The following is a 13,593-nucleotide window of genomic DNA, read 5'->3' on the forward strand; positions in this document are numbered from 1 at the left end:
CGACGTAGTGTGCTGATTATCAGTATATGTGGCGACAGGTAGGGTAAGGAAGTCCGGATTTGAACAAAAAACGGATTTCCCGGGTTATACAAGTTGCGTGCCGGAATTTTCCTGTTTCCGGCCCACCGGATGAATCTCATCCGACAGGTTCTTACCCCAGGGGTTTATTTCCGAAACACGATTCCATTTCGTAGGGGAATCCAAGAGGGAAATACACCCGTCAACTACGAGGTACTCATTTGGGAAAGACGCTGTTACCGCTTTCCCGGCTTGGCATCACCCGATGTCAAATTGTCAAAATCGGACTATTAAAACCGTAGTGCCTTGGCAAACAACAAAACTCACAGACACAACTTCGCCCGCATCCGGCCGGTCATCGACTACCCCGACTTTCTGGATCTGCAGGTGAAGTCCTTCAAAGAGTTTTTCCAACTGGAGACTCCGGCTGACCGCCGAAAAAATGAAGGTCTTTTTAAAGTATTTGCGGAAAACTTTCCGATTACAGACTCACGCGAGAACTACATTCTCGAGTTTGTCGACTTCTCGATCGACCCGCCGAAGTACTCGGTAGACGAATCGATCGATCGCGGGCTGACCTATGCGCTCCCGCTCAAAGCCAAGCTCCGTCTCCGGAGCGAGGACCCGGACAACGAAGATTTCGAAACCATTGAGCAGGAAGTATTCCTCGGGAATATTCCCTACATGACCGAGCGCGGCTCGTTCGTGATCAACGGTGCCGAGCGCGTCATCGTTTCCCAGCTGCACCGCTCACCGGGGGTATTCTTCTCCATGAGCAAGCACACCAACGGATCGAAGCTGTATTCGGCCCGTATTATTCCGTTCAAGGGTTCCTGGATCGAATTCTCGACCGATATCAACAACGTGATGTATGCGTACATCGACCGGAAGAAGAAATTCCCGGTGACGACGCTGCTCCGTGCCATTGGTTTCGGATCAGATAAGGAAATCCTCGACCTGTTCGGCCTCTCCGAAGAACTCCCCGCTACTCCCGCCTCTCTCAAGCGGGCGCTGGGCCGTAAACTCGCTGCGCGGGTACTGCGGACCTGGCAGGAAGACTTCGTAGACGAAGACACGGGAGAAGTAATGTCGATCGACCGGAACGAAATCCTCATGGAACGGGATTCGGTCGTGACTTCCGAAGACGTAGATCTGATTCTCAATAGCGGCGTGAAGTCTATCATCCTCCACAAGGAAGATATGAACATCGCCGACTACAATATCATTTACAATACGCTCCAGAAGGACTCGGCAAACTCGGAAAAGGAAGCAGTAGAGCAAATCTACCGCCAGCTCCGGAACACCGAAGCACCGGATGAGCAGACGGCACGGGACATCATCCAGAGCCTCTTCTTCTCAGACAAGCGGTATGACCTCGGCGACGTAGGCCGGTACCGGATCAACAAGAAGCTGGGTCTGGATATTTCGATGGACACGAAGGTGCTCACGACAGAAGATATTGTCTGCATCGTGAAGTACCTGATCGGTCTGATCAACTCCAAGGCAGTGGTCGATGACATTGACCACCTTTCCAACCGCCGTGTACGGACGGTCGGCGAGCAGCTTTACGCCCAGTTCGGCGTAGGTCTCTCCCGGATGGCCCGTACGATCAAGGAGCGGATGAACGTGCGTGACAACGAAGACTTCAAGCCCGTTGACCTGATCAACGCGCGGACGCTGTCTTCCGTCATCAACTCATTCTTCGGAACCAACCAGCTGTCTCAGTTCATGGACCAGACGAACCCGCTGGCCGAGATCACCCACAAGCGCCGTATGTCGGCACTTGGCCCCGGTGGTCTTTCCCGCGAGCGCGCCGGTTTCGAAGTTCGTGACGTTCACTATACGCACTACGGTCGCCTCTGTACGATCGAAACGCCGGAAGGTCCGAACATCGGTCTGATTTCTTCGCTCTGCGTTCACGCCAAGATCAACTCCATGGGCTTCATCGAGACGCCCTACCGGAAGATCGCTGACGGCAAGGTAACCGACGAAATCGTGTTCCTGACTGCGGAAGAAGAAGATGGCCAGTACATTGCTCAGGCAAACGCGGAGATCGATACCAAGGGTAATTTCCTGGTAGACAAGATCAAAACCCGTTTCGAAGGCGACTTCCCGATGGCGGCGCCTGCTGAAACCCAGCTGATGGACATCGCGTCCAATCAGATCGTTTCAGTGGCTGCGTCCCTGATTCCCTTCCTGGAGCACGATGATGCGAACCGGGCCTTGATGGGCTCCAACATGCAACGTCAGGCTGTGCCCCTGCTTCGCCCCGAAGCACCGATCGTCGGAACCGGTCTCGAAGGCCGCGTAGCCGAAGATTCGCGTGCGATGGTGGCGGCAGAAGGCGACGGTGTGATCGAGTTTGTAGATGCGACAAAAGTAGTGGTTCGCTACGACCTGACCGACGAAGAGAAGCTCGTGAGCTTCGACAGCGAAGTCCGGACGTACAACCTCGTGAAGTTCCGCCGGACCAACCAGGATACCTGCATCAACCTCAAGCCGATCGTCTTCAAGGGCGAGCGCGTGGTGAAAGGCCAGATCCTGACCGAAGGATATGCAACCCAGCAGGGCGAACTCGCCCTGGGCCGCAACCTGCTCGTGGCGTTCATGCCCTGGCAGGGATACAACTTTGAAGATGCGATCGTGATTTCGGAGAAGATCGTCCGCGACGACGTCTTCACCTCGATCCACATCGAAGAATTTGACCTGGAAGTTCGTGACACCAAGCGCGGAGAAGAAGAGCTTACCTCTGAAATCCCGAACGTGTCAGAAGACATGGTCAAGAACCTCGATGAAAACGGTATCATCCGCATCGGTTCGGAAGTGAAGGAAGGCGACATTCTCATCGGTAAGATTACGCCGAAGGGAGAAACCGACCCGACTCCGGAAGAAAAACTCCTCCGTGCGATCTTCGGCGACAAGGCCGGTGACGTGAAGGATGCTTCCAAGAAAGCACCGCCGTCGCTCAAGGGTGTGGTTATCGATACCAAGCTCTTCAAGCGCCCGAGCAAGGAGAAGGAAGTACGTGAGAAGGCCAAGGCCGACCTGAAAGTGCTGATGAAGCAGTACAGCAGGGACCTGAACCGGATCAAGGACACGATGATCGACAAGATCGCCGCGCTGCTCGAAGGCAAGGCGTCTCAGGGCGTGAAGCACAAATTCGGTGATGAAGTAATGCCGAAGACCACGCGCTTCACCCGTGCGAACATCGAAACGTACCTCTTCCCCGAGAAGAACCCGTACCGGGATGAAAGCAACTACGCGGTGCCGGAAGAAGTCAACCTGTTGACGGACCTGAACCTCGAAGGCTGGACCGACGATGAGCACCTCAACGGTCTCCTCGTTACCCTGGTGAAGAACTACATCAAGAACCGGAGTGAAGTTTCCGGCCACTTCAAGCGCGAGCGTTTCGCCCTCGAAGTCGGTGACGAACTGCCCGCCGGTATTGTACAGCTCGCCAAAGTATACATCGCCAAGAAGCGCAAGCTGAAGGTAGGGGATAAGATGGCAGGTCGCCACGGTAACAAAGGGGTTGTGGCCCGTATTGTCCGTGAAGAAGACATGCCGTTCCTTGAAGATGGTACGCCGGTGAACATCGTACTGAACCCGCTGGGGGTACCTTCCCGGATGAACATCGGTCAGATTTACGAGACCGTATTGGCCTGGGCCGGTCAGAAACTCGGCAAGAAGTACGCCACGCCGATCTTCGACGGTGCTTCCGAAGAAGAAGTGGTACACGAACTCGAAGCCGCCGGCCTGCCGGCGTTCGGACGGACCTTCCTCTACGACGGTCTTTCCGGCGATCGCTTCGATCAACCGGTAACGGTCGGGATCATCTACATGCTGAAACTGGGTCACCTGGTAGACGACAAGATGCACGCCCGTTCGATCGGCCCCTACTCCCTCATCACGCAACAACCGCTGGGTGGTAAAGCTCAGTTCGGGGGGCAGCGTTTCGGGGAAATGGAAGTTTGGGCACTGGAAGCATTCGGTGCGTCTCACATCCTGCAGGAAATTCTGACCGTGAAGTCGGATGACGTGCAGGGCCGTGCGAAGGCATACGAAGCCATTGTGAAGGGTGAAAACCTGCCCAAGCCGAATATTCCGGAATCTTTCAACGTCCTCATCCACGAACTCCGTGGTCTGGCGCTGGAGATTACGCTGGACTAACATCGAGCCCGGTCGTGTGCGTATCGCGTGCACGACCGGCTTTCACACCCGGCCTGAAAAACCCGCAGGCCCGGTACCGCGGGAAAGCGGAGTGCCTGTTTTTACCGCGAAGGGTGGCCGGCAACGGCAGTAGAATAAAACAAAGAGCTGAAGTCTTTTTTTCACTCTAAAACAGACAATTATGTCGCTGAAAAAGGGTAAAAAGTTTAACAGTGACTTCCAGAAAGTTACGATCAGCCTCGCTTCTCCGGAGTCTATCCTGGAGCAGTCGTATGGTGAAGTGACGCAGCCCGAAACCATCAACTACCGGACCTACAAGCCTGAAATGGGCGGGTTGTTCTGCGAGCGGATTTTCGGTCCTGTCAAAGACTGGGAATGTCACTGCGGGAAATATAAACGGATTCGTTACAAGGGCATTATCTGCGACCGTTGCGGCGTGGAAGTGACCGAAAAGAAGGTACGCCGCGAGCGGATGGGCCACATCGAACTGGTTGTTCCGGTGGCACACATCTGGTACTTCCGGAGCCTTCCGAACAAAATCGGTTACCTGCTGGGCGTTTCTTCGAAGAAACTCGACCAAATTATTTACTACGAGCGGTACGCGGTTGTTCAGCCGGGTATCAAGGCGGAAGACGGTGTGCAGGCGCTTGATTTCCTGACGGAAGACGAGTACCTCGACATCATCGACAAGCTCCCGCGCGAAAACCAGTTGCTGCCCGACACTGATCCGAACAAGTTTATTGCGAAGATGGGTGCTGAGGCGCTGGAAATGCTGCTTTCGCGCATCAGGCTCGACGAACTGTCTTACGAACTCCGTCACGCGGCGGCGACCGATACGTCGCAGCAGCGGAAGCAGGAAGCACTGAAGCGGCTGAAAGTCGTGGAGGCTTTCCGCGACGCGAAGACCCGTATCGAGAACCACCCCGAGTGGATGGTGATCCGTATGGTACCGGTGATTCCCCCCGAATTGCGCCCGCTCGTCCCCCTGGATGGCGGCCGGTTTGCGACCTCCGATCTCAATGATCTGTATCGCCGGGTAATCATCCGGAACAACCGTCTGAAGCGCCTCATCGAAATCAAGGCTCCCGAAGTAATTCTCCGCAACGAAAAGCGGATGCTCCAGGAAGCGGTTGATTCGCTCTTCGACAACTCCCGGAAAGTGAATGCGGTCCGTTCCGAAGGAAACCGGGCGCTGAAGTCGCTTTCTGACATGCTGAAAGGTAAGCAGGGACGTTTCCGTCAAAACCTCCTCGGTAAGCGGGTCGACTACTCCGGTCGTTCGGTTATCGTAGTAGGTCCGGAACTGAAGCTGCACGAGTGCGGTCTGCCGAAAGACATGGCAGCCGAGCTTTTCAAGCCGTTCATCATCCGGAAGCTCATCGAGCGCGGTATCGTCAAGACGGTGAAGTCGGCCAAGAAGATCGTGGACCGCAAGGACCCGGTGGTCTGGGACATCCTCGAAAACGTACTGAAAGGACACCCTGTACTCCTGAACCGGGCTCCGACGCTGCACCGTCTGGGTATCCAGGCGTTCCAGCCGAAGCTCATCGAAGGAAAGGCTATTCAGCTGCACCCGCTGGTTTGTACGGCATTCAACGCTGACTTTGACGGTGACCAGATGGCCGTTCACGTTCCCCTGGGACATGAAGCCGTTCTGGAAGCCTCTCTGCTCATGCTGGCGTCGCACAACATCCTGAACCCGGCAAACGGCGCGCCCATCACAGTACCTTCTCAAGACATGGTTCTTGGTCTGTACTACGTGACGAAAGGCCGCAAGCATACCGAACAATACCCGATCCCGGGTGAAGGCATGACGTTCTACGGAGCGGAAGAAGTCATCATCGGGGTCAACGAAAACCGTATTTCGAAGCACGCGAACATCAAGTGTAAGGTACGCGTCCGCAACGAAGACGGAACGTTTGAAACGAAGATCATTGAAACGGTAGCCGGTCGTGTCCTGTTCAACCAGGCCGTTCCGGAAGAAGTGGGATACCTCAACGAACTGCTCACGAAGAAGAAGCTTCAGCAGATCATTGCCCACGTCTTCAAGATTGCGGGAGTAGCCCGTACGGCTCAATTCCTCGATGACATCAAGGAACTCGGTTTCCGGATGGCATTCAAGGGTGGTCTGTCGATCGGTCTGAACGACATCAAGATTCCGGAAGCGAAGCAGGAGCTTCTCTCCGGCGCCGAGGTAGACGTTCAGGGCGTGTGGGACAACTACTACATGGGTCTGATCACGGACAACGAGCGTTACAACCAGATCATCGATATTTGGACGCGTGTAAACTCCAAGATCACCGATACGCTGATGAAGCAGCTGGAGTCAGATCAGGGTGGTTTCAACTCCATCTACATGATGATGCACTCCGGCGCCCGCGGTTCACGCGAGCAGATCCGTCAGCTGGGCGGTATGCGGGGTCTGATGGCGAAGCCGCAGAAAAACCTCCAGGGTTCTGTCGGCGAAATCATCGAAAACCCGATCCGTTCCAACTTTAAGGAAGGTCTGGACGTACTCGAGTACTTTATCTCGACGCACGGTGCACGGAAAGGTCTGGCTGATACCGCCCTCAAGACGGCGGATGCCGGTTACCTGACCCGTCGTCTCCACGACGTTGCCCAGGACGTTGTCATCAACGAAGAAGACTGCGGTACGCTGCGGGGTATCACGATCTCGGCTCTGAAGGAAAACGACGACATCGTCGAGCCGCTGTCCGAGCGTATCCTTGGCCGTGTAACGACTTATGATGTAGTGGATCCGCTGACGGGCGAAACCATTGTTAAAGCCGGCGAAATCGTCGACGAAGACAAGGCGAAGCAAATCGACGAAACCGCTATTGAAAGCGTGGAAATCCGCTCGGTACTTACCTGCGAAACCCGTAACGGGGTATGCGCGAAGTGCTACGGCCGGAACCTCGCGACGGGACGGATGGTCAACATCGGTGAGGCTGTAGGGGTTATCGCTTCCCAGTCCATCGGTGAACCGGGTACCCAGCTGACACTCCGTACGTTCCACGTAGGGGGTACTGCCCAGAACATTGCCCTGGATGCGACCATCCGGGCCAAGTTTGAAGGTATTGTTCGCTTCGAAGAACTCCGTACGCTGGAAACCACCCGTCCGACGGGCGGCGAGGATACCCTCGTGGTCATGGGACGTTCAGGTGAAATCCAGATCATCGGTGAAGCCGGAACGGCCTATGCCGGTCAGGTGCTGATCTCGAACAACGTACCTTACGGGGCTTACCTGAGTGTGAAAGATGGCGAGAAGGTGTCCAAAGGACAGGAACTCTGCGCCTGGGATCCCTATAACGCCGTCATCCTCAGTGAAATCTCCGGTACGGTAGATTACGAAGCCATCGAAGAAGGACTCACCTTTAAGGAAGAGTTCGATGAAACGACCGGCTTTAAGGAAAAGGTAATCGTCGAAAGCCGTGACCGCACCAAGAACCCGACGGTTTGGGTGAAGAACGAAGACGGTACCAGCCGTGGGTACAACATGCCGGTAGGCGCGCGTCTGGCTGCTGAAGTCGGCGCTCAACTTCAGGCCGGTCATATCCTCGCGAAGATTCCGCGTTCGGTAGGTAAAACCCGTGACATTACGGGTGGTCTGCCCCGGGTAACGGAATTGTTCGAAGCCCGTAACCCGTCGAACCCGGCGGTTGTTTCGGAAATCGACGGCGTGGTTACCCTTGGCGCTGTGAAGCGTGGTAACCGGGAAATCTTCGTCCGCGGAAAAGACGAAACCGAGAAGAAGTACCTTGTTTCGACGTCGAAGCACATCCTCGTTCAGAACAACGACTTCATCAAGGCCGGTATGCCGCTGTCGGATGGTGCCATCACCCCGGCCGACATCCTGTCGATCAAAGGACCTACCGCGGTTCAGGAATACCTGGTAAATGAAATCCAGGAAGTTTACCGTCTGCAAGGGGTAAAAATCAACGATAAGCACATCGAATGTATCGTTCGTCAGATGATGCAGAAAGTGGAGATTATCGATGCAGGCGATACCAACTTCCTCGAAGGCCAGGGCGTAGACAAGTGGACGTTCCGTACCGAAAACGACTCGATCCTGGATCGGAAGGTCGTAATCGATGGCGGTGATTCAGCTGCCCTCAAGGTAGGTCAGATCATCACGGCACGTCAGCTGCGCGACGAAAACTCGACGCTGAAACGTCAGGATAAAGCGCTCGTCCTCGTACGTGACGCTATGCCGGCCGTTTCCCGCCCGACGTTGATGGGTATCACCCAGGCCTCTCTCGGCACGGAATCGTTCATTTCGGCGGCTTCCTTCCAGGAAACGACGAAGGTACTTTCCGAAGCCGCTGTCCGGGCCAAGGCCGACAAGCTGGAAGGTCTCAAGGAAAACGTTATTGTCGGACACCTCATTCCGGCCGGTACCGGCGTTCGCCGCTACCAGGATCTTCTGGTCTCCAATCCGGAAGAAGGAGAAAAGATGTCCGAGTCCAAGGCGTCTTCCCGCAAGAAGAAAGAACTGGCTTAATCTCCGGTTTACTTCCTGATAAAATGAAAAACCCCGGGTTGGAAACGACCCGGGGTTTTTCGTTTTTCCACAGGTCAGACGAGCAGGTATTCATCTATCCGGTCGAGCAGGCCGGCAGACGCTTTTTCGTCGAATTTCCGTGCGAACAATGCGTGCGGATGGCTTTCTTTCAGCGCATTGAAATCGGCAGTATCCAGTGTTTTCGGGAGGACGACATCGGGCGTGTGCCAGTCGGCATAAAATAGCCCAAGCCAGTTTTTGCCGTCTGTCTCCCGTTCAAAATCGTAATAATTTGACGTAGCAAAAGGCGATTCTTTGATCAGGGAATGTAGAAACATTTCGTCAGGGCAATAGGTATGCCTGTAAAATGCCAGCTCGTTCGGCTGCCTGCTGACTGTCTTCAATACATAGTCGACGAAAGAATGCGTCAGACTGACCCAGGTTGGGCCGTGGTAAATAGTCCGGCTCCGTGTCATACGCCGGGGGATCGGGTATTTTTCGAGAAGCCTGCGTACCTGCCGGAAAAAGCGGTGATTCCGATAGGCTCCGCGGGGGTTAAGGTAATCGTTGTTCAGGAAATGATAGCGGGTAAACCGGGAGGTAAAGTGCGCCTCGCCGCCGGGATGGAGGCGGCTATGAACAGGAATGAAGTTCTTGCCGGCACTGAGCAGGAACTGCCGGATATAGGGCATCGGCTTGATGGGATAGTCCGCCCCGCTCATCAATACATAATGAGCAAACGGACCGCGGTGAAATGCCGCCCGGAAGAGGGCGAGCTCCGCTTCGACCGTTCCCATTCCCACCCAGTAAATTGACGTGGTCTGAGGAAGAATGGTAATGTTTTTCAAACCGGACAACGCTTGCTGAAAAGGCGCGGCGTGCTGTTTTTTATCGACCAGCACGAAAAAGTGGTCATCCGGGTGGGCAAGTCTGCGAATAATCCGCTTGAGATGATTGGGTTGGCTATGAACGATCAGAAGATACGCAATGCCGGGTGACGGAACAGACATACCTGAGCAGGTTGGTTTCCAAACGAATAGATGTACTCATTTTCAATACCACTATGCAGGCAAAATCAGGCAGTTGAGGGGAGATCAGGTTAAAATCAATTCAATTTTAAGGATTTCGTCCCTCAATACCGTATTGAATATACAATTTTAAATAAAGCAACCGAATAATCAGATGGTTATTAGTAGGTATTTATTCTTATTTTTCACTTCCTAGTTTTGGACCGGCCCGAACTCCAACCCCTTCGGCCGATCCGATATGAAAAAACTACTTTGGCTGACTCTATCCCTCTGCTGGATGGGGGTGACGGCCGTGCTTGCCGACGATTCCGGAAAAAGCAAAAACAAGGAACCCTCCTCACCTGCCCGGCGAAAAGAGCCGGAACGAGGAACATCCGGCCCCGAACCCATCCGGTATACGATCACTTCATCGGTAAAAAATGTACCGGTTGGCGAGGTATTTGCCTTGAGGATAGTCGCGCATTTTATGCGTATTTCTCCGTCGTCTCTTTATACCGAAGTACCGTCGGAAAACCGGTTGCGCGTGGTTTTCCCGGAAGGGTTTGTGCCGACGGCAGGAGACTGCTATGAAAACATGCTGTGTCAGGTCAGCTCCAAAATGCCGGTACAGGAGTGGACAATCAGGGGAAAATTTGTCTCCGGAGAAGGTGTAAGGTCTTTCATACTTATCCGAACCGACGGCAGCCTGTCTGCCAATACATGGATCAGAAAAGACAACCTGACGGTCCGGGTTTTGAAAGGCAATGAAGCAGCCCGTGAAGCAGCTGCCGCTGCCTATAGCCAGTGCATCGAATCAGAGAGTACCTCCGCTCATAGTGGCAGCGTTTATTCCAATGCCGGCGCTTCGGGTGGTTCTGCGCTGTGGAGCTATACCGGTCAATCCGACTACGTGGACTATACTTTTACCAATGTACCGTCGGCCGGAAATTATTCCTTCAAACTCCGGTATTCCACTGCCGAAAGACCGTCCGGGAGTCTGGTGGTCAATGGAAGTACGGTGCAGCAGCTATCGTTGCCTACGACCAGCACCACAAGCTGGTATACCTATGCGGAAACCAGCCTGACCGTTCGTTTAAACGCCGGGACAAATACTGTTCGGGTACGGGGCGGTTCAGGAGGGAGCTTTCACCAGGACAGAGTGTGTCTGGAAGGGGCGTCTGCCGCCTGCATAGCACCACCGGCACCTGCGGTAGCTGCTTCCGCTTCGATTTCAGCCGGACAGCCTGCGACTTTGTCCGCGACGGGTTGTGACGGGTCTGTCCGGTGGAAGGACGACTCCGGAAATGTCGTGGGAACGTTGACCGCCCAATCAGTAACTCCAGCCGTAACGACTACCTACACCGCCACCTGTACTGTAAATGACTGTGAAAGCGAAGCTTCCGGGCCGGTAACGGTGGTTGTTACGATACCGGTATCGTCTGGTCTTGCCAGTGGCTGCTACCGCATAAAATCGAAATATACCGGAAACCCGATCAGCCTCGTATCAGGAAACTTACTCGAACAGCGACCTGCCGACGGAAGCGCCAGACAGCTCTGGTATGCCGCGCAGGCCGGGGCGGGTAGCTATTCGTTTATGACAACGGATGGCAGCAACCTGGCTATTGCAGCCTCCGGCGATGGTTTTGGCACGCAACTAAATGCGGCGGCCTATACCGGCGCGTCCCTGCAACATTGGTTGGTACAAAACAGCGGCGACGGTAGTTACCGCATCAGTACGGCTTCCGGGAGTACCTGGGATATCCGGAACTATGGCGCGGACGCCGCGCTGCAATTGTGGGGGAGTCATTCAGAGCAATACTATAGTTATCGCCTGTTTGTATTTGAATCGGCAACCTGTCTGACGCCGGGGTGCAGTCCTCCTCCGGTTCCAACCATATCACCTTCCGGCGTGACAATTGCCGTCGGACAAACGGCTACTTTGAATGCTTCCGGATGCTCCGGCGGGGTCGTTACCTGGAGCAACGGCACGACCGGAGCAACGATGCAGGTTCAGCCCGCTGTTACTACACCGTATACGGCGTCCTGTACCGTTGGCGCCTGTACCAGTGCGCCATCCGGTGCCGCTACCGTTACGATTGCTTCACAAGCCCCGAATGGCCTGAAGGTCAGCTCATTTACTACCTCGAATTAATCAAATGAAAACGACATACTTATTACTCGTCTTTTTGTCCATGCGTGCTGTCGCCCAGACCAACGTCTATGTCCGGGTAAATGAAGGCACGAAGCCTTATAAATACGAACTGCTTAACGAAAGCGGCGTAGTTATTGAGACACGGAATAGCTCCGTCAAAGACGAAGAATTGTTTTCCGTCAATAGCTATGGATATGGCTATAAAGTGACCGATGCCACGGGGAAAAGCTATATGAAAATGATCGATGAAGTCAGCCACAGGGTAATGAATAAACCGGTGAGACTCAGGGCGACCTATTATGGCGATGTTTCGGAACAGGTGCGCGCCTTTAATGCCATGTCTTCCTTTCCGGGATTTAATATGTACAGCGGGCACTTCCATGCTTTTCAGTACCTGGGTACGCAGGCGCAGTGGGATCATCCGCGATGGACACAGGCCTATGATCATACGGCTCCGGATCAGACGGAGTTTGACGATGTAAATACCATCGACCGCCTTATCTATACTGCCTATCATTCCGGCTCCTCGATTGAGACCCGGCGATTGCTCCGGATTACTTTCGACGGCGGATGCCTGGATTCACAGATCAGTTCAACCGGATTTACGTATGGCACAGATGACCTGATGCGCACGGTTAATCAGGAACTATTTGACGCGCGGCCTTCAAACGGATACTTGACAAGAATCGCCTCGTATGCATCCGACAGAGCTTTGATGCACTATAAAGAAGCACTCCGGAAATTCTGCACGCGCTACCAGAAAGCGATTAACGACGGGACTATTGCAGGCATCAGTTTCTTTAATACAGACAATGGCGAAGCAAATTATCCGGCCCACGTGACATTGGCAGATGGATCCCCGATGCAATCGTTCGGAGACTATTGCCTGCCAATGAGGACAAAATTTGTTCAATGGTGCCAGGAGAAATTTGGAACCATACAGACTTTTAATTCCAGGACAGGCGCAAACGTATCCGGTTTTTCCGTCAATGAGCTTACACCTGAATTGCTGAAAGATGGTCCCGCAGACCTGCAAAAGCATTATGTCTTTTTTCATCACTGGATTCAGGCTCAATTCGAATACCAGGCTCAGAAATATGTATTCGAGAAGGTTCCTCTTACACGAAAGAAGTTCTATTGGCTGGATGTCGCCGCCCTTATGAACGGCGATGCCTACCGGATGCGGGCATACTTATATAATCTCCGTTTAAGTCTCGGGGATTGGTGGGCCGCTGTTAAATCAAACAATAGTAACGACTACGGCGAAGATGAATGGGTTGTCGATCAGATCAACAGCGCAGCAAGATTCGCCGGGGCTGCCGCAGTATGGGAGCCTTCGCCACCCATACAGTATTTTGCGCCTCCCGGAACGCTGCTGGTGAATGCTGTAAACGCGATAACCAATTCGGGTATCGGCCTGTCCGGTTTTTATCCTCCAAATGAAGGAACCTTATGGATTGATGTCGCTAATGCTACGGGGCTTGCTTCGAAATCGTATACGAGAAAAAGCGACGATCTGTTGAACGGGAACGTTGTCAACTGCAAAGTTATGTTCAAGTCGATCGCCCTTGAGGGAAAGGGAGATGAACTCGGAGCCATTTCACTATCGAGGGCCTGGTCAGCTGCCCGAAATGCCAATCCGGGTAAGAGGGTAGTTATTATCGTTGACTACAGCGACATACTGGCGGATTTTAACCCATAACCCGCAAAGTCTGATCAGCCTGTATGTTCGGCAGAAAATAATA

At 53.8% G+C, this 13,593-nt stretch carries 5 protein-coding genes; 4 read left to right on the forward strand and 1 reads right to left on the reverse strand.

Features of this window, described 5'->3' with window-relative positions; translation table 11 throughout:
- The first annotated feature begins 324 nt into the window (after positions 1 to 324).
- Both rpoB and rpoC read left to right on the forward strand, forming a co-directional pair.
- On the forward strand, positions 325 to 4,188 hold the full coding sequence (rpoB, locus tag BLR09_RS20725) for a DNA-directed RNA polymerase subunit beta (protein WP_093207499.1): 3,864 nt from the start codon (positions 325 to 327) through the stop codon (positions 4,186 to 4,188).
- A gap of 181 nt (positions 4,189 to 4,369) precedes the next feature.
- Positions 4,370 to 8,689, forward strand: a complete 4,320-nt coding sequence (rpoC, locus tag BLR09_RS20730) for a DNA-directed RNA polymerase subunit beta' (RefSeq protein WP_093207500.1) — start codon at positions 4,370 to 4,372, stop codon at positions 8,687 to 8,689.
- Positions 8,690 to 8,763: 74 nt separating this feature from the next.
- Here rpoC and BLR09_RS20735 read toward each other — a convergent pair whose 3' ends face one another.
- Positions 8,764 to 9,699 (reverse strand): beta-1,6-N-acetylglucosaminyltransferase, encoded by a 936-nt coding sequence (locus tag BLR09_RS20735; RefSeq protein ID WP_093207502.1) that lies wholly within the window; start codon positions 9,697 to 9,699, stop codon positions 8,764 to 8,766.
- A 256-nt stretch (positions 9,700 to 9,955) separates the two neighbouring features.
- On the opposite strand from BLR09_RS20735, the gene BLR09_RS20740 reads away from it, so the two are divergent.
- Together BLR09_RS20740 and BLR09_RS20745 are read left to right on the forward strand one after the other, a co-directional pair.
- Positions 9,956 to 11,848 (forward strand): carbohydrate-binding protein, encoded by a 1,893-nt coding sequence (locus tag BLR09_RS20740; RefSeq protein WP_093207503.1) that lies wholly within the window; start codon positions 9,956 to 9,958, stop codon positions 11,846 to 11,848.
- A 4-nt stretch (positions 11,849 to 11,852) separates the two neighbouring features.
- Positions 11,853 to 13,550: a hypothetical protein gene (locus BLR09_RS20745; protein ID WP_143011171.1), complete on the forward strand. Its 1,698-nt coding sequence runs from the start codon at positions 11,853 to 11,855 to the stop codon at positions 13,548 to 13,550.
- The last annotated feature ends 43 nt before the right edge of the window (positions 13,551 to 13,593 follow it).

This window comes from Siphonobacter aquaeclarae (assembly GCF_900103285.1).
GTDB classification, from domain to species: Bacteria; Bacteroidota; Bacteroidia; order Cytophagales; family Spirosomataceae; genus Siphonobacter; species Siphonobacter aquaeclarae.